Consider the following 22,694-nt stretch of genomic DNA (forward strand, 5'->3'; position numbering starts at 1 on the left):
CTTTCTGGAACGTAAATCTATATGGCTATTCTCTTCCAACTTATCGGTACATTAATCAAGTGGACTGCGATCGCTATTATCTACCTCACACCCGTTCTAGGTGTTTGGTTAGCATCTTCCCTAGCTGCTTACAATAACCGTTCTACTTCTTTAGCCGTACTAGCAGGGGTGTTTCTGTTTCCCATCTTACCTATGCTCTGGGAACTACGGGCACGAAGCAAGGGCAGTCGGAGCAAAGAACGCATTTTGACTTGGGGTGATCGCCTGACGCTCAGAACTCTTGTAATCAACTTTGTGGCGATCTCTGCCTTATTAGTATGGCAACCGCGTTTGAGTTTTGTAGCTCTCTCAACGCGAGGCGACTGGATGCTGGGTGATTTACAAGGACAACCTGCACAGTTAATTCGACAGAATTTATTCAAGCTGGCAAATGGTTTGGAAGGAATGTATCTCAGCTTCAATAAAAATCCTTTTGAACGTTACGATGACGGCAGTAGCAAAGTCCAACCACAGCCCCAAACCGACCGAGATCCTTTTGATAATTTAAAACAGCAAAATACTGCCAAACCACAGCCTGCTAATAATACCAATGGTTGGGCGTGGCAAGGTATGGGAATACATCCCGCAGTTGCCAATATGCCCAGCAGTGTAGAGACAAGCATTGCATCAGTTGCTCAGTATATTGTTAGTAAGGAATCAGATCCGGTACAGCGAATTAAGGCTCTTCATGATTACGTTGCAGATCGAATTGGATAGGATGCTGAATCTTATTTTGCAGGGCAATATCCACCACAAGATGCCGAAACTGTATTTAGAACCCGTAAGTCTGTGTGTGCCGGCTATGCAAAATTATTAGAAGCATTGGGTAAAGCGGCTGGAGAAGAAATCATTTATGTCGTAGGAGATGCACGGACTCAAACCAGCGACCTTAGCGGTCAAGGTCACGCGTGGAATGCAGCAAGAGTAAAAGGACAATGGTACTTAATTGATGCTACTTGGGATAGCGGTTATGTCGATCGCTCGTCAGGTTTTACAAAAAACTATCGTACTGAATACTTAATGCCGCCACCAGAAGTTATGGTGATTAGCCATTTTCCAAAAGATCCTGCTTGGCAGCTGTTATCAAATCCATTACCGCTTGGTGAGTTTTTGCGCCAGCCGATGATGAAACCAAAGTTTTTTGCTGATGGCTTGCAACTTGTCAGCCCTGTGCGGTCGCAGACGAATGTAGGTGATGAAGCAAAATTAGTTTTGGCAAATCCTAAGAATGTTTGGTTATTAGCCAGCTATAACTCAAAAGGTGGAGGCAACTCCCAATCTTGTGGTCACGCGGTACAAGGCGATCAAGTTACTTGTAAGCTCCCTGCTTCCGGTTCCTATGAAATGCGCTTATTTACCTCTACTGAAAGTCAGGGTGAATTCAATTATGTAGGGCAATTAGAGTTTAACAAGTCGTGATGATAAAAACTATGACTCTGCCTATAAAAAATATAACCATGTAAGCTCCATTCCTGTGTTAACGATAGCTTCAACTTGGGAATTATAAGAGGGTTAGCATTAGGCTGTAATTTATCAGTCCAATGCTACAAATTGCAAGATTATACAATCTGGCGATAAAGCAGAGATATATGCGATCGCTTCCTTAACATGACATTAAAGATAACTAAAAATGGTTCAGGGAATAGAGCATAAAGTCAAGGGTAATTCTATTGTCCCAGTCGGGGGAAAACTTCCGTATTACTTAGAATTGCAGACAAGTAGGCTATTAGATTTACTGGTCGTAATCGCTAAAAAAAATGATAATGATAAAAATTTAAGAACAAAAATTAATAAATATTTGTATTCAAAAATTAGACCTGGATACTATTTAGAGATTAACGAACATTTACACCTAGCTTATGCAGACCAGCGTGATGGACACGGTACTAAGCACTGGTGGCGATTATTTTTTGATAGTTATTACCAAGAACAAGTAGAGCAGTTCACTCGTGGAAGTGCCTTGGCTGTACCAGGAATAGATACACCACACAATGACATTGGACGAGAAGTTAAGACTGATGTAAACCCTCTGTATGAATGGGGGGGAATGTACTTTCGCTCTAAAGCTGAAATCAAAATTGCTGAAGAACTGGATAACAAAGGGGTCTTATTCTTTGCTAATGTACGGGGTCGAATTGGACGACAAGGTTCTCCTATATCTGATGCAAGTGGTTGGCTGACAGGACGCATTGAAGTTGATTTTTTGGTGTTTTATAAGGGCAAGTCCATGATATTAGAAGTAGATGGTAATCACCATCAAGAATCTTTACAAATAACCAGAGATTATGTGCGAGATAGGGTGCTATTGCGAGAAGGTATTCCTACAGTTAGGTTTGAGGCTAAAGAATGCTTTGAACAGCCAGAAAACGTTGTGATTGAGTTCCTGAATATGTTTTTGGTTTAGTTTATGAGTCAACACCCAATAATTCTGATTCCACAGGCAATTAAAGACGCACAATTATCACTACCACCAATAGACATTATATTCACAGAAACCAAACCTCAAAAGCCCGGAATAGCACCAAAGAAAGTAAATTACACGCTGACAGTAATAGCAACTATATTTGCTGTAATTATTGCTTTCATTGTTTCTCAGTCAATATCTATACCAAGCTGGTTGACTTTATTAATAGCAATGGGAGCGATCACAGGTAATGTCTGGTATCAATTCACATCTTATCCTAAACGTCTACAAAAACATCATCAGGAAGTTGCAAATTATCCTATTAAGTTAAAAGAATACGAAGATAAAAAACATTTCTATGAAGATGATGTGAAAAAACTTAGAAGTCCTGAGAAAGTAAAAGAATATCGCTTTAAGGAAGTACTAACTGTTTTAAGTCAAACTATACCTCATGATGGTAATAATCTTCAACCACCTATAGAAGGCCAAAATGAGAAGTTTTTTAAAGAGTACCTTAACCAACATTTTTCCCAAAATATTTACAAGAACTTACAGCTTATTATTCCTAACTACGAATACCCATACACCCCTGATTTTGCATACATCGACCAGGGGCTGAAGCTATATATTGACATTGAGCTAGATGAACCTTATGTTTATCACACAGGCGCACCCACGCACTACCTTGGAGCTTGGAAAGACAACAAGCGCAATAATTTTTTTAATAAAAAAGGCTGGGTTGTAGTTCGTTTCAGCGAGGAGCAAGTAATCTGCTATCCCCACAGTTGCTGCAAGACCATCGCCCAAGTTATCGCTCAAATTATAGGGGACACTTCGACACTAAATCAGTTTGATAACATCTCAGACTTAGAGCAACAACGACAGTGGACAGAACAGGAAGCTGTAGAAATGGCAGCAAACAAGAAGCGAGATAATTATCTATGTCAAAACAACATATCTAATAGCAATCCTGTTATTCTAATGACATCGCTGATTAAAACCAAGCAACAGGTTTCTCAACCATTGCCACCAAATAATATTACCTTGACTCGCACTCAGAGTCGTGGGGCTGCACGAGCAAGACATCGCGCTTTAAATTTATCTATTTCGCCACCAACAAAAAACACAACTTTATCTTCATTAGTAAGCTGTCCTTATTGCAGTGCAAAAGTTAAAACTACAAAACTTGAATTACATAAAACAAATAAATGTCCTAAACGACCATTGCTATAGGTGTGATAGCTCCTCTTCCTATATTTGAAAATTAAGTAATTCATTAGGTATAAAATAAATTAACCAATTTTGGTTCTTCGGTTACTTTTTGTTAAGCTTGAGATACGAATATTTTATTATTCCGTGGTAAGCGCAAAATTATTGATTCAATTAATACTATAAAACATAGTAACTTCTTAAAGTTGGCTACACATTGCGTCTTTTTGTCACTCAATGGCAACATAGCAAAAATGCCAGAGTAAATTCATTAGGTTTATACTGACAGTCAGTAACAAATAATTTACTGCTAGCAGAAACATAAATTTGTGACTGATAACAAACCAACTGATTACGCCGCAATTATCCGTGCCGCCAACCAAACGATTCCAGAACCCCCTGAATGGCTAAGTGCAGGTAAATATGTTTACTCACCGGAGTATGGAGTTGGGGAGGTAATGGCATTATTGGGCAGACGGTTGATTGTCAAGTTTGTAGAAGAGGTTAAGCCAACTCAGTTTGTCGATTGGGAAGAAGCGATCGCTTTGGGGTCAATTAAACCAAGTAACGCCAACTTAGTTTCTTCCACAACATTCCTTGAAGAGAACAACGCCGCAGTCACAACAACTGCGGAGCGCATTCAACAAATCCCCCAGGTAGTATTTCAGTCTGTAGCGCAAGAACTGATTGCAAGCATTAGGGCGATAGATATCAAAAATACTAACCAAGGGATAATTCACCCCCTACCGGGCGATTTACCACCTGCTTTACGTTTAGCGTTACAGAATAACGGTATCACCCAGATTTATTCTCACCAATTAGAAGCTCTAACAAAGTTACGTGCTGGGTTTGACTTGAGTCTCACTACGCCTACAGCAAGCGGAAAGACGCTGTGCTACAACCTGGCTATCCTGGAATCGTGTATTAAGGAACCGCAAACAACAGCACTATATATTTTCCCGCTTAAAGCATTAGCTCTTGACCAAATGCGAAAGTTACAATCGCTTGTCAAGGCAATGCCCAACAATCGTCTCAAACTCGCACTGATGACGGGAGATACTCCAGCTAATGAGCGACAACGTTTTTTTATCCCCAACCCCCCAAATATCTTGGCAGTCAGCCCTGACTTATTGCATTACTATCTTTATAATGTGCGCCGTCGGGATGATGGAGAAGGATGGCGACAGTTTTTAAGGCAGTTGCGCTACTGTGTAATTGATGAAAGCCATACCTATACTGGGGCTTTTGGCGCACACTTTGCTAATCTCATGCGCCGGCTCAGGTTAGCAGTTGATGCAGTTGGTGGTAATTCCCAAAGACTGCAATTTATTTGTTCTAGTGCCACGATCGGAAATCCTCAAGATATGGCATTGCGATTTAGCGGCAGAACCCATCAACCCCAAAGATTACACCTGATTGCGGATAGTGGCGCTCCCCATCAAGGGCGTACCTTATTATCTCTTGCTCCAAACAGTGCAGCTAATGTTGAAGCTACTAAAATTGTGATTTCCTGGTTGCAGCATAATCTCAGTGGGATTGTCTTTTGTAACTCTCGTGCAGCTGTCAAAGGTTTACTTGGGTTAATCCAACGAGAAACACAACGCATTGGATTAGGTTATTTAACCAGCAAGGTAGCAGTTTTCTATAGTTCCTTAACGGGCGATCGCCGTAGCGAGATTATTCAAAAACTCCAAGGTGGACAAATTAAGGTAATTATTTCAACTTCTTCCCTAGAAGCAGGAATCGATTTACCTGAACTAGACTGCTGTTTAATTCGGGGGTTTCCAGGTAGCTTGATGTCATTTTGGCAACGAGTTGGTCGAGCCGGACGCAAACAGCACGGGCTAGTGATTTATCTGCCATTAGGACAAAACCCGATTGATGTATACTACGCTCGACATAACCAAAAGTTACTATCAGGAGAAGTTGAATCTGCCGCATTTAACCCTGACTATCCAACCATTCTAGGTAAACATTTAGAATGTGGTTGCATTGAAAGTAGTTTAGCTTTAGGAGAACTGAATACTCGTTTTGGAAAAACAGCCGGTGCAGTGGCAGATTCTCTTTTACAACAAAATAAAATTTTCTTAAGTGGTAATGGAAAACTTTGGGGAAGAGGTTATCCTCATAAAGAAATTAATATCCGAAGCAGCACTCAAAGGTCAATTTCTCTAATTAACAAACATACGGGCGAAATTCTAGAAAGTATGTCGCTGCCGTTAGCCCATCGAGAAGTATTTCCCGAAGCAATATATATGGTGCAAGATGAGAGCGGGCAATTAATAGCATACCGTAGCGAAAGCCTAAATTCCGACAAAGGAGAAGCAATACTAACTTTTGTAGGAAAAGATACAGATTTATTTACTGAAGCGGAGTCAGAATTAGATATTCAACCACTTTCTACCTTGGCAGAATCTAAAATCATCCCTACTAATATTAAAGATGCTCGGTTACGTTTAACTCTTGTCTGGGGAGAAATTACGAATTCTGTTATTGGTTATAGATTGATGAAGCGTACCTACGGAATGACTTGTAAAAACCAACGTTGCGCTAATTATAAAAAATCACTTGAAGGAAAAAGTTGTTCATTGTGTAAGCAGGCACTGAATGCAGCAGAAGTAACAAAACTTCAAAAAGAAATAGCCTTTTCAGAGCCATACGTTACAAAATACCAAGCGCCTTGCGTAATAGTAGAGTTAAATGAGCCGTTGCAAAAAGCTCTGCAAATAACTGTCAATAAATACAAACAAGAAATTATGACCAACAATGGAGGTGAGATTCCAGAACTTTATCAATCCTTGTGGAGTAGCAGTGCTGAAGTGACGGCACTGCATAGTATCCAGCACCAGATAGTTAAAGCTGTGCCTTTGGTAGTTTTATCTTCCAGTTTGGATGTAGATGAATTGGCCATACAAAAAGAAAGCAGGAACATTGGTTACTTTTTTGACACCTGTGAAGGTGGAAATGGGGCAGCAGAAGCTATTTTCTCCGACTTCACAAAATTTGCTGCTGCATCTTATGCTTTAGCAGCCGAATGTGATTGTGAAGCTGGTTGTCCAAGATGCCTACATTCAACGGCTTGCCCACAGCATAATGAACCATTGCATAAAGATGTGGGTTTGTTTTTCTTGGATGCAATTAGTTCAGCGAAGCAGAATACTTAAAACCTATGTTGAAATAAGCACACCAGTAAAGTTAAAAAAATAACATAGACAAATTGCTGGCACAGGTAAATGATTCACCATTGGCTAAGGTTAAGAATCCAGTTTCTACCGTGCAATATAAAACTGCCCTAGACGAAAGCTAGAGCAGTTTTTGATAGAAGTAAATTATATAGAGAACAATTAATGTTGTCCCCAGTTTATCCATAGTAAATACTGTTATATAATACTCTTCACCTCAAGTTGCCTACTTTACGCAAAAAACGAATAATCTTGAAGTTGGCATTACAAAGGATAGAGGTCAGCATTAGCTAGGGTATTACAAACGGCAACTGTGATTTTGAACAGATGCCAAGGCTGCAAGATTTATGAACTTGAAGTTAGGGGTGGGAATTGATTAAAAGGACGAGTGATATCCCCGTCCCGTAACAAAATCAGTTAATTATCTCAATGTCATCAACGCTTGTGATAATTTCGCATGGCTTTATGGATTTTCTTGGAGCATTCTTTCTCATCTAATTGCGCCCGTTGGTCTTGTTTGCGAACAAGATAGTTAAGTTCTTTTTGCAATTTCTGGTAGCTGAGAAATCTGAAAAAATCAAGTTCTCCCTCAAGTAATGCTTGTTGCACTGCACAGCCAGGTTCGTTGTTGTGTTGGCAATTACGAAAACGGCATTCTGTGGCTAAGGTTTTAATGTCTGCAAAGGTTTCTTGTAAGCTTTCACCACCTGCCCAAATTTGAATTTCTCGCATTCCTGGAGTGTCAATGATTAAGCCGCCTGTTGGTAGTAATATCAATTCTCGATTTGTAGTCGTATGACGACCTTGATCATCACCTCGACGCACTGGTTGCACAGCTTGTACTGATGCACCTTTTAGTTGGTTGGTGATAGTAGATTTACCCACACCAGAAGACCCCAACAAAGCAACTGTTTGTCCTGGCTGGAGGTATGATTTCAAGACATCCAGCCCTTGCTCAGTGCTGGCACTCAATACTAAAATTGGTACTCCTTGGGCAACAGCTTCAACTTTTGAGACATTATCTTCTAAAGAATTGCACAGGTCGGCTTTATTTAAAACGATGACTGGATTTGCACCACTATTGTTTGCCAAAATCAGATAGCGTTCAATTCTTCTGAGATTAAAGTCGCCATCAAGTCCACAAACCAAGAACACGGTGTCAATGTTAGCTGCAACAATTTGTTCTTCGGTTTTACTACCAGCGATTTTTCGTGAAAACTTGCTTTTTCTCGGCAAAATTCCATGAATGTTAGTGTGTCCTTCTTCTGGCACCTGAATGATAACCCAGTCCCCAACAGCAGGAAAGTCTTGCCCAAGAATTGCTTGATGTCGCAGTTTCCCTGTAACTTCTGCTGTTAGTTCCCCCTGTTGACCATAAACGATGTAAGTATTTCTGTGTTCAATAGCAACCCTAGCAACGCTAAAACCTTGTTGGCTATAGGGTGTAAAACTGCGAGTAAAAAAGTCACTCCAGCCTAAAAAATTCAAATTCATTGATGTTTCCTCGATGTGTGCTGCTTTTCTCACAGACAAGGCGCACAGAGGCAGACACTTTTGTAGATGAATTTCTTAGTGTCTGTAAATTCGAGTATCATTCCTGTAAACGGAGGATTTAACGAAAATCTCTGCGCCTTGAGTTGGTTGAGTTTTTGAAGGGAACCCGGACAGCTAGTAATTGAGTCATCATTCTTCCTACCTTATGTATTACAAAAATAATCTACATTACTACATTATCTCATTTTGGCAGAACTGGCATCAAATACTGTGATGGCTTGATAGTACCTCAGTAGATTGCTTACTAGGCAATATATTTTTTGAGCAAGTCATCATTGCTCAAATGGTGGGCATCAAGAAGATTAGTGGACAGAATAGACTGCCCGGCTCGTTATTTTTGAGTGGGGCATCCGCGACTTTGAGCAAATGGCTTGACGGCTTACAGGATATGGTTGTTGGAGATGGAGAAAGTAGCGTAGGCGCAGCCCGTCGTAGACATCGCTAGACGGAGCGTAGTCATCGCCTCCTCAATTGATTCTCACGAGTGATTACCAAAAGTGCTGCTGATGTGGGCTATTGGAGTGATGAGTGGGGTGTTGGTGGGAAATCTGGCGCGAAGATTCGGTTGGGTAGTTTTTGTGTTAGAAAAACTACTGGCTTTGACATTTTTGTAAGGCGGGTTTTTGGGAGTTGCGATCGCTAGGGGGATTAATTTATGGCACTGTTGGATGGAACGATTGCACAATTCAACTGCCGAATTGCGTGATTTTGGACAATATCAGTTATATTCTTAACCCAAAGCGAAAAACAGTTACAAAAAAGATAGATATGACATGAGTAGCAAAACATCCAAGGTCGGGGTCATTGGTGCGGGGAATGTGAGTGCAGACGTAGCAAATGCTTTAGTGCTACTCCGTAAATGTGTAAGAGTCGTCCTTTTTGACCGAACATTATCAAAAGCTGAGGGACAAGCATGGGATATTGAAGACAGCATTCCCTTACTTCAAGAAACTAATACCTTCAAAGTCCCCTTAAATCACTTAGAAATTACACTTATTCAGAAATTGCAAAATATGTTGAGATGTAATTTGTGGCTGTTCAATTTGAGGGGTATGACCACAATTTTTCAGTTTTATTAATTGAGAATTGGCAATGGAGCGCTGAAATTTTTCTGTATCTTCAAGTGGGAGCATATCATCAGCTTCTCCCCATAAAATCAGTGTTGGTTTTTCAACTTTGGCAATTCTATCTGCCAAGTTGCTATAACCTCCAGTTTTGACATAATCAATCATAGCATCATGCCAAAGCGGCATTTCTTGATGTAGCATGGCGCACTGAATTGCCAAAAGTATTTTGGTATCTAAATTAGGTAACTTACTACATAAATTTAATGCCCAAATGTGGCGTTGACGTAGATATTCTACAGCCAAAAAGTCAAAAGGCGGAAACAAGTATTTGGTAAAAACGGGAGAATTAGTGTAACCTAAACTATTAATCAATATTACTGATTTTACAACTTGAGGGTAAGTGAGAGTAAAATCAATAGCAGTTGCACCTCCCATTGATGCACCTACTAGTATTATCGGCCTGTTGATTAAAGTTTTCCAAAAATCGTAAAGGTGAATTTGGATTGTAGTTGGGCTGTAATTTATTTCTTTTTGCCTTTGTGTAAAGCCAAAACCTAACAAATCTACTGCCCATGTTTCATTTTGAGTAGCAAGTAATGGCAACAGAAGACGGAACTCTAGAATGGAACTGTCGAAGCCGTGTAGTAGCAGAATTGGTGTTACCCCACTACCTTTTTTCATATAAGTTGTGAGGATTGGGTGTTGGCTCAGGGAGGTTGCAAGGGAAATTCTTTCAATACTTTGGACGAAAGCGATCGTCTCTGGGTCTTTAAGTTGATTAACTTGTGATGGCAGAAAAGTAGTAAACATTAGAGCAATCTAATAAGGCGTTTTGAAAGCGATAGATTATTTAACTGCAAGAAGAAATTACACATTAATTTCTTCTTGCTTGTCAGCTTTACTCCTGCGAGTCAGTAACCTTTTGTTGATATTCTTTGTACTCTCTGTCTTTATGCTGCCAGTATTTTTCAACTGTTACTTTAGCAGCGATCGCATTGTTGTATTCATCTCCACCTTGGCTTAATAATCGCTGTTTGGTTAGCTTTCGTAAGTCAGAAACAACTTTGCCATTAACTTTACGCGTCTTTGACCAATCTAAAATTGGTTGTGGATAATAACTATTGTTAATGTATTTCCCCTGTTCAATTTCTGGTAAACTATAGCCCCGCAGTTCCGGTATCCAGTGGTAAATAAAGTCTCCTTGAGGGTCTTTTTCGGCAATATTCTTCGACGGATTATATATGCGGAAAGTATCGCTGAGGGGATTAGTTGCACCAGCCTGCATCTGCCACTGCCAATTATCAATTGCTAAATCTCCATCTACTAAATAGTTCATGTAGTGTTTAGCGCCGTGATGCCAGGAAATACCACAGTTGATAGTTAAAAACGTGGCACACATTGCCCTCATCCGAAAGTTCATCCAGCCGATCGTTTGAAGTTGCCGCATACTTGCGTCAACTAAAGGGAAACCTGTCATTCCTTCAAGCCAAGCCTGGAATAATTCTTGTTTTGCAGGTGATAATTCTGATGGTGTATACAAACTATCAAATTCCGGGTAACGGTTAGTATAAGCAATTTCTGGATGAAAATAGAGTCTTTGAGTGAAACTATCATGCCAGCGTAAACGGTCTCGAAATGCTTTGAGGGAGAATTCTGCCTTGGGTTGAGTTTTTAATTCTTCTGCTAAGGCTTTAGTGCTTTGGTAAACAGTGCGAGTTGAAATAGTCCCAAAAGTCAGGTGTGGTGATAAATGAGATGTAGCACCAAGCTGTGAGAGCATTGGGCGAGAAAGTTTCCAATGGTATCCGTAATATCTTTTTTTGAGAAATGAGTCTAGTTTAGCTTGTGCTTGTGTTTCGCCCCCTGGAAAGTAAACTTTCTCTACTGCCCAAAAGCGATGGTATTTTTGTTTGAGTTCTAAAAATGTTAACTCTGGTAGATTAAGTGTAATTTGAGGCGTATTAATAGTTGCTGGCGCTTGATATTGGGATTGTCTTTGATAGGTATAATATTCGTTAAACCACTGGTCACGTTGCTCTGCTGATTGCAGAAAGTTGTTTAGTCCAATGTAGTAGTCGAGGTTCAGCTGCTTATAAAAATCAACTATAGTTTTATCCCGGCTGATACCATACTCTACTTGCACATCACGGTTAAAGAAAAGTTTAGGTTTATACCCTTGCTCAGTTAACTGCTTAGTCAACTCTTGCACAATGTTTGTAGAATTACCTTCAAATAAGTACAGCCGACTACCTAACTTTTGAAGATTAAAATTGAGGTTTTCCAAAGACTCAAATAAGAACCGAACTCTCTTCTTTCCCACATCAGCCCAGGTATAAAACCAAGGGTCAATGATAAAGAATGGCAAAACTCCTGCACCGTCAGCAGTTGCTATTGTGACAATTTCGTTATCAGTTAATCGTAAATCTCGACGGAACCATAGAAGGTGCATAGTTTAATCTACCATCACTACAATACATTTGTACCAATATTTTCTTTTGCTGTCGAAGTTGAGTGTCCATAGCCATTTGTAATTTATCCTCACTTATTGAGGAACTGGGTGCGTACAAGCCGCAGCGAAAGCGGATCAATTTGGCTTGCGTCATAGTAGTTTGGTGTCATGTCAAACAGTGTCACCTGAAGAGGTGGTTTACTCTCTCTCTCCTTCTGCTAATAATCCAAAATCTGAAATTTCCAATCCACCAAAGCATCCCGGCTCATCACCAGTATTTCTGCTCTAGGTGCGCGGATGGGGGTCACATCTGAGAATAGGTTTAGCTGATGAAGGTTCCACGGATATTATGGAAAGTGTGCCGACTAGCTCTGTATTGATTAGGAATTGACATAGCGAGTGAAGTATTTAAATTATATTCCGGATCAGGCTGATTCAAGTGAGTTTATGTATAAAAAAGAGAACTACATTCCCAGATGAGTAACCAAATTACCGCCTTAGAATCCTGTTGGCATATTTCTCCTGAGTGGGATCAGACCATGCCTCCCCTAGCAGTGAAAATGTTAGAAAAAGTTTTGTTGTCAATCTCAGACTTGTCAGGCTACTGCTGTGGAGTTCAGTGGGAAAGACACGAATGGATTTATGCAATTGTTTGCCAGAGTGAAACTCTCTACTTAGCTGAACAAGAATTTCATAGAACAAATCTACTAGAAAAGTCCACTGTTTCTACTCCAGCTTTTAAATTGGGGGATATAGTTGAGGTTGATTTCGGTGAACAGCCGACACGCCGTATTATTCAAGGAATTTTTAGCCTCAAAGATAATTGGCTTTATGGGGTAGAGTGGCGCTCCCCAATTTTAGAAGAAGTGTTTGCCCAAAGTAGAATAATATGGCTTGCTGATGTTGATTTAGTCAATGTGGGTGTATGATTATCGTTACTTGGAACTAATGAGCAATGCCACAGTGTATTAGCAACTTGGGTTATTGGTCTAACATTAAACTTATTGAACTTTTTGAATAACACTCCGGTGGATAGAAGAGACAATTAACAGAGTATGCAACATTAAAAAAAGAAATTTATCAAGAAAAGACAAAATCTGTAGACTAGCCGTTCAAAACTTGAAAGACAATTGATTCAATTTGGGTGATGGTATGCAGCAAGATAATGACAACCTATGAGCAAACGAGTAATTATAGTTGGGGCTGGGTTGGCAGGACTTACAGCTGCTTATGAACTGGTTCGTGCTGGGTTTGATGTGCAAGTGTTTGAAGCCCGCGAACGAGTTGGAGGGCGAGTCCAAACAGTCTTTTTTGGAGCAGAACAGCATGGCGAATTGGGTGCAGAGTTTGTCGATGATAACCATACAGCATTGATATCTTATGCCAGTCAATTCAACCTCATACTTGAGCCTGCCTTTAAGTATCCAGATGACCTGTGCTATTACATTGATGGTAATTTCTTTACTCAAAAAACGCTCTTGTCTCAACAGCAAGATTCTTTAAATGATGTATATCAGAAGTTAGACCAATTATTAGAACAGCTTGCCGATCCTGCCCAAACATTAGCCCAGTGGCTGGCTGCACAACATTCCATTGATCCCTTTGCCTGCAAAGTTGTTCGTCAGCAATCCTATGGAATGTATGCTGCCGATCCGGAGGCGATTGGAGTTGGCTTTTTTGCTTACAGTGGAACTTCGGGCGATCGCAATTTGCGAATTCGAGGTGGCAGTAGTCAACTTGCAATATCATTTGCTCACTTTTTGGGCGAGCGCATCCATCTTAATACCCCAGTTGTGCGGATTGGGCAGCAAGAACAAACTGTTGTCGTGACTTTAAAAACGGTTCAGGGAAAGGTTGAAGTATTTGCCGACTGGATTGTTGTCACAATTCCCTGGAGTGTTTTGCGCCATTTGTCTATTGAAGTTTCGCTTACAGAGGCACAACGAGAGGCGATTGCTCACTTGCCCTATGGGATATCGGTTAAGACTTTACTTCAGTACTCCAACCGTTTCTGGCAGCAATCCAGTTGGGGGTTAGTCGTGGGAGAAACACCTTATCAAACGGTCTGGGAATCTACCGTAACTCAGACAGGTGAAGCGGGAATTCTTGGTTGTACAAGCAGTGGGACACCTAGCCGAAATGTTGCTGGACACTCCGTTGAGTTAGCACAACAAACAGTATCCACGCTTAAGCCAAATGCTCCCAAAGCACTTGCAACTGCAACTCATGACTGGAGTGCTGATCCTTGGTCACAGGGATCTTACTGCTATTTCGTTCCTAGAGACTTGAAAAGCTGGCGCTCTGACTTACCTTACTCTGCCGGAGGAGTCATTTTTACAGGAGAACATACCGCTCCCGTTGAATATTGTGGCTATATGGAGGGAGCAATTCGCAGTGGACAACGAGCAGCAAAGCAAATTTTGGTTAAGAACTGATCCTCTTGTCACACAAGCATATCGTCAACCTGTTTTGCCTGTTCATAAGCGGCGTTGATTATGGTCATTTGCTCATCAGAACCGCCGTTATCTGGATGATGTTGTCTTGCCAGCTTTCTGTATGCTTCCTTTACTTCATCTTCGGTTGTACGGGGACTAACACCAAGTACATCCCACCATTTTTTCTCTTGCTGTGGTGGTAGTGCTTGATACCCCGCGAATGCTTGCTCAACACTCCCCATTCCCCAGCGCTCGATTCCGCACATAGCTGCAATGTGCAAGCCAATTGCTCTGAGATTATGCCTTACTTTTAGCCAGCGATTGCAACACAGCACATAGTTTTTATCTTTGATTTTGAAATAAACAGCAACGCCTGGATCGTCTGGTTCTTTGGGCCTTGCATAAGGGAAACCGTCTTGGCGCGTTGGTACATTGCTAGAAATTATGATGTTCTTTGCTCCCAACAGCCGAAGCTCCTTAAGTAGGGGAGCAATGCTCCAAAGTGAGGTGCTAAAACCAAGAACGAAAATAGGTATTTTGGGATGCGATCGCAACCAAATAAACCTGGTTTTATTGAGAATATGACGATGTAGTTGATAATCAAACCCCGACCTCACTTTGGAGCATTGCTCCCGTTAAGTAGGTCATTTCGTGCAGTTGAGAAATTTACCTCAAATCGTGCCGCTTCTTGTTTGTGCTGCGGTGTTCTGGGGTAGATGGTTGTCCAAGTCAGGGGATATGAGATGTTTTGAGTCATTTATTATTTTGATCCTCCCAATCACTAATCCTCTACTCAAGTCTGAGAAATAGCAACTATAGCTGAGGTGCGTCACAAGAGGCAGGGGAGCGGGGAGCGGGGAGTAGGGGGAGGATTGGAAGAAGCTTGTACTCCCACCAATCGAGAACGCTCTCTTATGGGCGGGGCTTGATACCCATGTTCCGCTCCGCTTCACGGCTTCGGGACTTTCTATTGCTCCCCCTGCTCCCTGCCCCCTGCCCCTCCGCCTCTTCGGTCACCAAACAGCCCGACTTCGGTATTGCTTGCCTTGCTGCCAATTTTCAAGCGAGGAAATTTCAGGCAGGCTCACGTTCTGGTTCCTCATTGACTTGCTCTGCAAGACTCGTGGTTTATATGCGTCGCTCTTTTTGGGATGTAAGCTAAAAGTACAAAAGATATGAGTGAACATCCTATGCAGCAGTCCACAAAAGGCAATTACAGGGATTTTTGGCGACAGCTTGTTACGTTGGCTGCAATCTTTGGTGCTTTCGTTATCAACGTAGTATCGAACATTTTTCCGCTCAATGGACTCAGTATCGGGGAAATTTCCAATACTTTGTTTAAAAATGTCCTGGTTATCCCTGCTAATTACGCCTTTGCTATTTGGGGGCTGATTTACCTTGGGTTGTTTGCTTTTGGGGTATACCAAGCTCTACCTGACCAACGAGATGACCCTGATTTACGTCAGACAGGTTATCTGTTAGTGATTGCCTGTGTTGCTCAAAGTATTTGGGTGTATCTGTTTTTGTCTCGGCTTTTTGCTCTTTCTGTAATTGCAATGCTTTTGATTCTGTTGCCCCTAATTGGTGTTTATGTGCAGTTAGAAATTGGCAATAAGCGTGTACCTCGGCTCAAGAAATGGTGTATTCACTTTCCGATCAGCATTTATCTGGGCTGGATTAGCGTGGCGACCATTGTCAACGTAGCGTGTGCCTTGTATTTTCACGCGTGGAACGGTTGGGGGATTTCTGCCGTAACATGGACTCTGATCATGGTATTGATAGCAACAGCAGTTGCAGCATTTATTGTCATCCAGCGTCGAGACATCGCTTATACAGGAGTAATACTTTGGGCATTGGTGGCGATCGCACTCAAGCACTCTGATAATTCAATGCTCAGAAATGCCGCGTTGGTTTTGGCAATTGTCTTAGTTTTGACAGCTACGATTAACAGCTTACGCCCCCAACAAGAACATATTTAAGTGCAATGGCGTACCCGCCCACTGTAGGCTCACGCCCAAAAATTAACATTCATTGATGATGTCCTCACTAGCATTGTACTAGCGTAATACACTGAAAGTAAGAAGTCGGATAGTTGACTGTGGAATTATCAACACTACAAGGACAACCAGCAAGCATTCTCGGTTTGGCAGGGCAATCGATAGACGCTGCAACTGTTTTGTTGGCATTTGAAGCGGGAATCAATTACTTTTTCTTTTACAATTTAGAATCTGAAAACTTTTTGAGTGGCTTAAAATCTCTGTTGGTTACAAAGCATCAGCAGGTCTTGGTGGCAACGGGGAGTGAAAATCGGGATATAAGCTCTTTACGCCTTTACCTCGACTCTGTGCGCCATCGCCTAGATGTCGAGCAGGTGGATGTATTTTTTATTGAATATGTTTCGCCTGCTGACGACATAACCCAGGTTCAGGTGTTGCTTGATGAACTTTATTCGTGGAAAGATTTTGGACTTGTGCGCTACGTGGGAGTTACCACACACAACCGAGCCATAGCTTTAGAAATGATAGAACGCCATCAGTGTGATGTGTTGATGCACCGCTACAATATGGCACATCGTCAGGCAGAAGAAGATGTTTTACCTGCTGCTCAAAAAGCTGGTATTCCCGTGGTGGCATTCACTTGCACGCGCTGGGGAACATTGCTCAAAGGTGATCACAACTGGCACGGAAAGTTACCTACCGCAGCAGACTGTTATCGCTATGCGCTAAAGCATCCAGGGGTGCGTCTGGCGCTCACCGCCCCCAAAACTAGGCAGCAATTAGAAGAAAATCTTGCTGTTCTACACGCGCCCAAAATTGAAGCCCAAAAAATAGCTAAATGGCACTCATACGGGAACTTAATTTATGGAACTGGGCAAGATGCGTTTGATACTCAATGGGTTTGAGAGGTGGAATGGTTGAGGGGAGCGATCGCATAACACGAAACCACATTGGGATTTGACTGGGATGCAGACCTTTTTCAAGCCTTCGCGCAGAGCGCGTCTCGTAGAGAGGAAATTTGGCTCAGTAGCTGTTGCTCAGTCCGCCGCACTTTGACATGATCCATCTGTGAGATAAGCTACGTAATAGATGCTTGAATATAGAAATCAAACAAAAAACCAATTATACCTATGTCGAAGATTGAAAACTTAGGAGTAGTGTAGAGGAATATTTGGATGGATTGGCAGCAGGCAGTGACGTTCTGGAGTTGAAGCGGTTAGAAGCAAGGGGAATTCCTACGAACCTGGCTTTGGAAGTGATGGTGATTATACCAAAGGTAATTGATGGCACGGCTACTCCGTCGATAAGTTGTCCGAGGGCTAATGATTAAAAGCCAGTCTTGTCCTTAACTTATCTCCTCCAACATAGCTAAATGCTTACTCAAAGGAGCCAGGGTATTAGCAACAATCATCCCACTAGCGACGACGGCGGGTAAACCGATGCCGGGGAATGTGGAGTCACCGCAGCACATCAATCCCGCTAAAGGTGTACCGTGACCAGGAAATAAACCTTTAGCGGCAGAAATTGCCGGGCCATAGGAACCATGATGGCGGCCTAAAAAACGTTCGTGGGTGAGGGGTGTACCAACCAGGGTGATTTCGCAACGGGTGCGGATATCGCTGATGATTCGTTCTAAAGCTTGCCACATCACCTCGGCGCGCGATCGCTTTTGTTGCTCATATTCCTGGCTTCTCCTATCTAGCCCTTGCCAAAGTGCGTAGGGTTCATTACCGGGAGTGTAAACGTGAATTACGTGTTTACTTGGGGGTGCAAGGGATGGGTCAAGAATTGAGGGTATTGATACCACCACAACATTTTGCGGTGCAGTAATGCCCAATTGCCAATCATTAACCACAATATAATGACAAGCTAAATCTGCTGGTAAACCTTGAGCATCAATACCAAGATGCAAGTGCATAAAACTATCACACTCTGGTATGGCTTGGCGTTGACTACGGAATTTGTTTGGTACTGCTCCTTCTGGTAATAGTTTTAACGTATCCCATACCGAAGCATTAGAAACAACTGCTCGCCGCGCTCGAATTTCTTGCCCATTTCGCAGTTTGACACCTACTGCCCGTTTACCTTGTACCAAAACTTGCTCAACATGAGAGCCTAACATTAATTTCCCGCCATGTTTTTCTAGTCCTTGCACCAGTGCATTGACTAAAGCAGCACTACCACCAACAGGGTAATCTAACGTTACTCCTGGTTTGTACCACTCCGCAAACATAAATGCGACTTCCGCGGCGTTAGTTCCTGATGCTGGTAGTCCAGAAAGGAGAAAACACAACAAGTTCAACCAGTTAATAATAAAGGGGTCATAGACAACACCATTCACGATCCGGTCAAAAGACCCCGTTAACTTAAGAATATTGGCAGTATGTTTAGCTAACGATGGAGCAAATTTACTGATAGTTAAAGCTGCACCTATATCTAAACGTAATGCAGATGCAGGGAGAGCGCTCGCAGCTGCGGCTAGTGGTGTCATCACCGCTTGCAAGCGTCGCCATTGGGACACTGCATCTTCACCTCGCAGCCTTGCCAGCACTTCACAAAACTGTTCTGCACCCACAGATGTATCAAAATCACCTTCTGGTAGCCGACAACCCCAAGTATCATAAGTTACACACGGCAAATCCACACCAATTACATCTAGCACTTGTCGTAAAGGGTTAACCGAAGGAGTGTAAGACAACCCAGAGTAAAGAGAAGGGCCACTATCAAACTTAAATCCTTGACGTTCAAAACTGTGCGCCGCTCCACCAGCAATTGTATGACTCTCACAAACAGTCACATCAAAGCCATATCGCGCCAAAACAGCAGCACAACTCAACCCCCCTATACCACTACCAATTACAACTACATCTTTTTGGTTCATAGTCATTAGTTATTAGTGCGTAGTCTATAGTTATTGTGCCAAGTTTTTCACTCTCAATAACTGAGGAGAAAGCAGATTCTCTAATATTTGGGTTTGCTGTGTCATTTTTCAAAGCGGGAATTTTGTTAGTGGGACTTAGACAAAAAGTAGCCAGAAAAAAGCCTCAAATTTATATACAGAGAGACTTTGACATCGTTTTGTCTAGTCTCTTGATATATCTGGGTTTTAAGCATTTTTGAGCATTTAGTGTATTTTTCTTGCCCTGTATGGGTTTGAGGATTGTTTGTGCCTCAAAAATGTTTAAGTCCCGATAAATGCCTAGCTTGTCGCCTTCGGCATCGCTCAAAATTATTGCTACTGACGATCGCTCTTTGGGGGTGCAACTTTGACTCTAAGAATTTGGACTATGGGCGTGTAGGCGATCTCCTCCGGCAGGCGCTCCGCACCATCGCACCTCCCCTACTTCTCCCCTATCTTTGAGTAAATCTGTAGTTGGGCTTGTAGATAAAAGTATTAATCTTGGAAATCTCTAGTTAAAATCTTACATTTTAAGTAATATGATATACAAAAATTTATTGTGGATATTACCAGTTGCTTCTACACTAAACTTTTTAGTTGCTATACCAGAGGCGCAAGCCAACTGTCCTGGTTCTGTTCAGCCGCTTGAGGAAGTGCAACCGCAAGTGCAGCAACATTGGGATGAATTACAGCGCCAAAAAACTTACCCTTGGGGCACAACAAAAGTGTATGAACGCTTAATTGGCGATCGCATTACCCTAGCTGCAAGTTTCGATCAGCTGCGTGGTTCACACAAACAGGAAGCCCTCAACTTGCTACGACTCGGCAATTACTTACATAGCGTTTATGCCAGTGATGGCCGCTTGCTTTCGGCGGTGTATGACGCTTGTACGCGGTTTGATATGTTAACAGAGAAGGCACGCTATAGCTGGTTTTACAACAGTGTTGGGCGATGGCTACCCTCCAACTTGCCTCGTGAAGCTCTGCGGAATGCTGGCCGTCCATCTTGGCGACAGGTGCGTGTACCCATTAGCGAGGCGCAAGAGCGATCAATCCGCAATTTGTTCTGGAATAGAATGGGCTACACTCAAGCGAACAATGGTATGTGGATTGGCTGGGTTCCAGAACACGGTTATTTTGAAATTAATGTACCCAATGGCTACAACATCAAGCAATTGGGGCAATTTTGGCGTTCGGCTCCACGTAACTATCGCTACATCGTACTATCAACTGACGGTTCATTAGTATTTGATGCTAACTTTGATTGACTATCATCATGTATCAGAGCGTCATTCCGTAGAAAATCTAAATGTTTGTCCAAAACGCTCATAATTACCACTTTCAGTAAACCAAAAAGTTTTTTAGAAGCTTTACCAAGCAAACATTTCAGCCAAAGTCAGAGATATCACAAAACAACGTTTTGTTGAGCATTTCAGACGATCACCCTAGTCATCTTCAAGCGATCGCTCTAAGATCCCTCTAAAACCAATGGTCAATACTCCTGATTAACGATGGCTGAAACCCTTGTTTTTTCGTTGGCTTTTAAAAGTTTGTGGTTTACTGACTTTATTTGTAGTTTTAACTGAGTTGATAGTCTGTGCGATGGCGTACCCGCCCACCGAAAGCGATCGCTCCTCTACCTCGTTTAATTTTTCGTCGCTTGTATTTTCTAGGAGCGATCGCGCAGCGTTTCCAAGAGTTGCCCGTCGCAGACATGGCACGTCTAACAAAACAATAGCGCCCACCTAACTCTCTTGATTTTTCATCTCGAAAACAACTTATGAGTGAATTTAATTGGGCGGATATGTTTAAGATGAACTGAAATTTATTTAAGCGATCGCTGACGGTTCATTCGGTAAGCAATCAGAAAATCACTGATCTACCAACAGGTTGTCCCCAGTTCTATTCCAGTTTTGATCGCTCTTCTTGATGATTCGCTGTAACACCTGCCTTAGAACACTGGGATGGAAAAATACACTGGGAGGTTTAAGTAGGTGCATCACTTCTAAGAAAAGCTTGTGGATGTCAGGGCTTTGGGCAGCCAGCAGCAACACTTGATCTAGATAGTACTGCATGAGTTGCGTCATCCAATTGGGTCGTCCGCCCACAGTAGTATGCCAGCGAAAATCTTCACCTGTTGCCATTAGCCAAGGGACTGCAATTATTTTGCTAAGTTGCTTTTGAAAGCTTTGAGATAGCCCGACTAAATTTCCATCAGCATGGCGAGATAATTGCTTATTCAAAGACTCATCTAACGTCAATGCACCTAGAGCCGCAGTAGTCATGCCTTGTCCATAGACGGGATTGAAAGCACAAACAGCATCACCTATTACCACAAACCCTGACGGCAATCTCGACAGTTTTTCATAGTGAAGCCACCTATTTTCCGTGCGGTGATAGGCTCTCACAGGCGAAATGGCTTGAGCATCTTTAATTACTTCGTAGATAATTGGATTGCGTAAGCTACGAGCAAAGTCTAAAAACCCAGCTTCGTCAGTTGGTGGATAATCTCGACCAATTCCAGCAAGTGTAACTATCCAACAATTTCCTTCGATTGCAGACATTACACCACCGCGTGTGCCTGGGGCTTTTGCCGTTACCAATGCACCCTGCCAATCAGCCGGAAAGTTTTCTCTCAGTTGATATAAGCGACTAGCATAGCCCAAAAAGGAATTAATCACAGTTTCTTTTGGCGGTGTATAACCCATTGCTTCTAACCACCCAGGAGCGAGAGAATTACGTCCGCTAGCATCTACTACTAAATCAGCAGTGAAATCTGTTTGTTTGGGAGAGTTATCTTGCCTCTGATCAAATTTTCGGCGTACCTGCACACCCGTGACCTGAGTTTTGTTGGGGTTAGACAGCAATCCAGTAACAATTGTTGCTTGTACAAATACAACACGGTTATTCGTAGCTAAACGACGGCGGATAATCCATTCGAGTAAGTTCCGACTTAAATTGTAGAAGTTCAAATCGGAATTAAAGCGGGGTGTCCATCCTCCTAAGCCATACCACAGGTAATCAGCACTAGCGTTAATGGCGACTGCGCCGGATGCCGCTAATTCAGTCTGGATACCTGGAAAAAGCTGTTCTAAGATATCCAAACCCCGTTTGAGTAAGACGTGGAGATGATGAGCTTGGGGTACACCAGGACGCTGTTCTGGTTGAGCGCTCAAATGATCGCGTTCGATAATTGTTACCCGGTTAAAGTATTTAGTCAGCACTTGCGCTGCTAGCAGTCCAGCGATACTTCCCCCAATGACAAGAGCGTGGCGTTCGTTTGGTTGGGTCATAGTTGAATTGAACATCTGATATCCATGAATCCATAGTTACAGACTCTCATCTGAACATACAAGGCATCACCGTGCCATACTTGCTTGATAGTGGTGCGATGGCGTAGCCGCCTAATTCAAGTGCATCGCCAATCAATGGTCTAACAAAGTTCAAGCCCTGCCCCGA

Annotated in this window: 21 protein-coding genes and 1 pseudogene; 14 read left to right on the top strand and 8 right to left on the bottom strand. The window is 42.2% G+C overall.

Annotated features, from left to right (window positions below; genetic code table 11):
- The first annotated feature begins 21 nt into the window (after positions 1-21).
- The 5 genes and pseudogenes from HWQ38_RS28605 to HWQ38_RS28625 all read left to right on the top strand — a co-directional run bounded on the left by HWQ38_RS28605 (position 22) and on the right by HWQ38_RS28625 (position 6,816).
- A complete protein-coding gene (locus HWQ38_RS28605) occupies positions 22-756 on the top strand; it encodes a hypothetical protein (protein ID WP_292800650.1) in 735 nt (244 codons plus the stop codon).
- A gap of 39 nt (positions 757-795) precedes the next feature.
- Positions 796-1,458: pseudogene (locus tag HWQ38_RS28610) on the top strand (transglutaminase domain-containing protein); the annotation flags it as partial.
- A gap of 211 nt (positions 1,459-1,669) precedes the next feature.
- Positions 1,670-2,443, top strand: a complete 774-nt coding sequence (locus tag HWQ38_RS28615) for a DUF559 domain-containing protein (protein WP_292800652.1) — start codon at positions 1,670-1,672, stop codon at positions 2,441-2,443.
- A gap of 3 nt (positions 2,444-2,446) precedes the next feature.
- Positions 2,447-3,676 (top strand): DUF559 domain-containing protein, encoded by a 1,230-nt coding sequence (locus HWQ38_RS28620; protein ID WP_292800654.1) that lies wholly within the window; start codon positions 2,447-2,449, stop codon positions 3,674-3,676.
- 305 nt (positions 3,677-3,981) lie between these two features.
- The gene (locus HWQ38_RS28625) at positions 3,982-6,816 is read left to right on the top strand and encodes a DEAD/DEAH box helicase (RefSeq protein WP_292800656.1); all 2,835 of its coding nucleotides are present in this window, start codon (positions 3,982-3,984) and stop codon (positions 6,814-6,816) included.
- Positions 6,817-7,269: 453 nt separating this feature from the next.
- Here HWQ38_RS28625 and rsgA read toward each other — a convergent pair whose 3' ends face one another.
- Complete coding sequence (rsgA, locus tag HWQ38_RS28630) at positions 7,270-8,328, bottom strand: ribosome small subunit-dependent GTPase A (RefSeq protein WP_292800658.1); 1,059 nt, start codon at positions 8,326-8,328, stop codon at positions 7,270-7,272.
- Between the two features lie 343 nt (positions 8,329-8,671).
- Here rsgA and HWQ38_RS28635 point away from each other — a divergent pair, with 343 nt between their 5' ends.
- Both HWQ38_RS28635 and HWQ38_RS28640 read left to right on the top strand, forming a co-directional pair.
- Positions 8,672-8,833 (top strand): hypothetical protein, encoded by a 162-nt coding sequence (locus HWQ38_RS28635; RefSeq protein WP_292800710.1) that lies wholly within the window; start codon positions 8,672-8,674, stop codon positions 8,831-8,833.
- 39 nt (positions 8,834-8,872) lie between these two features.
- Positions 8,873-9,031: a hypothetical protein gene (locus tag HWQ38_RS28640; RefSeq protein ID WP_292800660.1), complete on the top strand. Its 159-nt coding sequence runs from the start codon at positions 8,873-8,875 to the stop codon at positions 9,029-9,031.
- A 337-nt stretch (positions 9,032-9,368) separates the two neighbouring features.
- On the opposite strand, the gene HWQ38_RS28650 is transcribed toward HWQ38_RS28640, so the two are convergent.
- A complete protein-coding gene (locus HWQ38_RS28650) occupies positions 9,369-10,265 on the bottom strand; it encodes an alpha/beta hydrolase (RefSeq protein ID WP_292800663.1) in 897 nt (298 codons plus the stop codon).
- 88 nt (positions 10,266-10,353) lie between these two features.
- Positions 10,354-11,904 carry an FAD-binding domain-containing protein gene (locus tag HWQ38_RS28655; protein ID WP_292800665.1) on the bottom strand — a complete coding sequence of 517 codons (1,551 nt, stop codon included), beginning with the start codon at positions 11,902-11,904 and terminating at the stop codon, positions 10,354-10,356.
- Between the two features lie 476 nt (positions 11,905-12,380).
- On the opposite strand from HWQ38_RS28655, the gene HWQ38_RS28660 reads away from it, so the two are divergent.
- Together HWQ38_RS28660 and HWQ38_RS28665 are read left to right on the top strand one after the other, a co-directional pair.
- Positions 12,381-12,833 carry a DUF1392 family protein gene (locus HWQ38_RS28660; protein ID WP_292800667.1) on the top strand — a complete coding sequence of 151 codons (453 nt, stop codon included), beginning with the start codon at positions 12,381-12,383 and terminating at the stop codon, positions 12,831-12,833.
- Between the two features lie 246 nt (positions 12,834-13,079).
- A complete protein-coding gene (locus HWQ38_RS28665; protein WP_292800669.1) occupies positions 13,080-14,339 on the top strand; it encodes an FAD-dependent oxidoreductase in 1,260 nt (419 codons plus the stop codon).
- Between the two features lie 8 nt (positions 14,340-14,347).
- Here the strand turns inward: HWQ38_RS28665 and HWQ38_RS28670 are convergent, their stop codons facing one another.
- Together HWQ38_RS28670 and HWQ38_RS28675 are read right to left on the bottom strand one after the other, a co-directional pair.
- Complete coding sequence (locus HWQ38_RS28670; protein ID WP_292800671.1) at positions 14,348-14,956, bottom strand: J domain-containing protein; 609 nt, start codon at positions 14,954-14,956, stop codon at positions 14,348-14,350.
- Entirely contained in the window at positions 14,953-15,096 is a 144-nt protein-coding gene (locus HWQ38_RS28675) for a hypothetical protein (RefSeq protein ID WP_292800673.1), read from the bottom strand. Before HWQ38_RS28675 ends, HWQ38_RS28670 begins: the two co-directional genes overlap by 4 nt.
- A 433-nt stretch (positions 15,097-15,529) precedes the next feature.
- On the opposite strand from HWQ38_RS28675, the gene HWQ38_RS28680 reads away from it, so the two are divergent.
- From HWQ38_RS28680 to HWQ38_RS28690, 3 genes are all read left to right on the top strand, one after another.
- Positions 15,530-16,318 (top strand): tryptophan-rich sensory protein, encoded by a 789-nt coding sequence (locus HWQ38_RS28680; protein WP_292800704.1) that lies wholly within the window; start codon positions 15,530-15,532, stop codon positions 16,316-16,318.
- 119 nt (positions 16,319-16,437) lie between these two features.
- Entirely contained in the window at positions 16,438-17,241 is an 804-nt protein-coding gene (locus tag HWQ38_RS28685) for an aldo/keto reductase (protein WP_292800675.1), read from the top strand.
- A gap of 266 nt (positions 17,242-17,507) precedes the next feature.
- Entirely contained in the window at positions 17,508-17,666 is a 159-nt protein-coding gene (locus tag HWQ38_RS28690; RefSeq protein ID WP_292800677.1) for a hypothetical protein, read from the top strand.
- A 15-nt stretch (positions 17,667-17,681) separates the two neighbouring features.
- Here the strand turns inward: HWQ38_RS28690 and HWQ38_RS28695 are convergent, their stop codons facing one another.
- Positions 17,682-19,217: an NAD(P)/FAD-dependent oxidoreductase gene (locus HWQ38_RS28695; RefSeq protein ID WP_292800706.1), complete on the bottom strand. Its 1,536-nt coding sequence runs from the start codon at positions 19,215-19,217 to the stop codon at positions 17,682-17,684.
- A gap of 285 nt (positions 19,218-19,502) precedes the next feature.
- On the opposite strand from HWQ38_RS28695, the gene HWQ38_RS28700 reads away from it, so the two are divergent.
- Positions 19,503-19,697 carry a hypothetical protein gene (locus tag HWQ38_RS28700; RefSeq protein ID WP_292800678.1) on the top strand — a complete coding sequence of 65 codons (195 nt, stop codon included), beginning with the start codon at positions 19,503-19,505 and terminating at the stop codon, positions 19,695-19,697.
- 77 nt (positions 19,698-19,774) lie between these two features.
- Complete coding sequence (locus HWQ38_RS28705) at positions 19,775-20,503, top strand: hypothetical protein (protein WP_292800680.1); 729 nt, start codon at positions 19,775-19,777, stop codon at positions 20,501-20,503.
- Positions 20,504-20,740: 237 nt separating this feature from the next.
- Here the strand turns inward: HWQ38_RS28705 and HWQ38_RS28710 are convergent, their stop codons facing one another.
- The gene (locus HWQ38_RS28710; RefSeq protein WP_292800681.1) at positions 20,741-20,980 is read right to left on the bottom strand and encodes a hypothetical protein; all 240 of its coding nucleotides are present in this window, start codon (positions 20,978-20,980) and stop codon (positions 20,741-20,743) included.
- Between the two features lie 126 nt (positions 20,981-21,106).
- Positions 21,107-22,528: an FAD-dependent monooxygenase gene (locus tag HWQ38_RS28715; protein WP_292800683.1), complete on the bottom strand. Its 1,422-nt coding sequence runs from the start codon at positions 22,526-22,528 to the stop codon at positions 21,107-21,109.
- Between the last annotated feature and the right edge of the window lie 166 nt (positions 22,529-22,694).

This window comes from Nostoc sp. NMS7 (genome assembly GCF_017115085.1).
GTDB lineage: Bacteria > Cyanobacteriota > Cyanobacteriia > Cyanobacteriales > Nostocaceae > Nostoc.

Excerpts from the sequence above, each read along its gene's own strand:
- HWQ38_RS28665 (WP_292800669.1), top strand. The coding sequence starts at position 13,080 with ATGAGCAAACGAGTAATTATAGTTGGGGCTGGGTTGGCAGGACTTACA.
- HWQ38_RS28675 (WP_292800673.1), bottom strand. The coding sequence starts at position 15,096 with ATGACTCAAAACATCTCATATCCCCTGACTTGGACAACCATCTACCCC.
- HWQ38_RS28705 (WP_292800680.1), top strand. The coding sequence starts at position 19,775 with ATGATATACAAAAATTTATTGTGGATATTACCAGTTGCTTCTACACTA.
- HWQ38_RS28635 (WP_292800710.1), top strand. The coding sequence starts at position 8,672 with ATGGTGGGCATCAAGAAGATTAGTGGACAGAATAGACTGCCCGGCTCG.
- HWQ38_RS28655 (WP_292800665.1), bottom strand. The coding sequence starts at position 11,904 with ATGCACCTTCTATGGTTCCGTCGAGATTTACGATTAACTGATAACGAA.
- HWQ38_RS28620 (WP_292800654.1), top strand. The coding sequence starts at position 2,447 with ATGAGTCAACACCCAATAATTCTGATTCCACAGGCAATTAAAGACGCA.
- HWQ38_RS28680 (WP_292800704.1), top strand. The coding sequence starts at position 15,530 with ATGCAGCAGTCCACAAAAGGCAATTACAGGGATTTTTGGCGACAGCTT.
- HWQ38_RS28660 (WP_292800667.1), top strand. The coding sequence starts at position 12,381 with ATGAGTAACCAAATTACCGCCTTAGAATCCTGTTGGCATATTTCTCCT.
- HWQ38_RS28615 (WP_292800652.1), top strand. The coding sequence starts at position 1,670 with ATGGTTCAGGGAATAGAGCATAAAGTCAAGGGTAATTCTATTGTCCCA.
- HWQ38_RS28605 (WP_292800650.1), top strand. The coding sequence starts at position 22 with ATGGCTATTCTCTTCCAACTTATCGGTACATTAATCAAGTGGACTGCG.
- HWQ38_RS28695 (WP_292800706.1), bottom strand. The coding sequence starts at position 19,217 with ATGAACCAAAAAGATGTAGTTGTAATTGGTAGTGGTATAGGGGGGTTG.
- HWQ38_RS28715 (WP_292800683.1), bottom strand. The coding sequence starts at position 22,528 with ATGACCCAACCAAACGAACGCCACGCTCTTGTCATTGGGGGAAGTATC.
- HWQ38_RS28650 (WP_292800663.1), bottom strand. The coding sequence starts at position 10,265 with ATGTTTACTACTTTTCTGCCATCACAAGTTAATCAACTTAAAGACCCA.
- rsgA (WP_292800658.1), bottom strand. The coding sequence starts at position 8,328 with ATGAATTTGAATTTTTTAGGCTGGAGTGACTTTTTTACTCGCAGTTTT.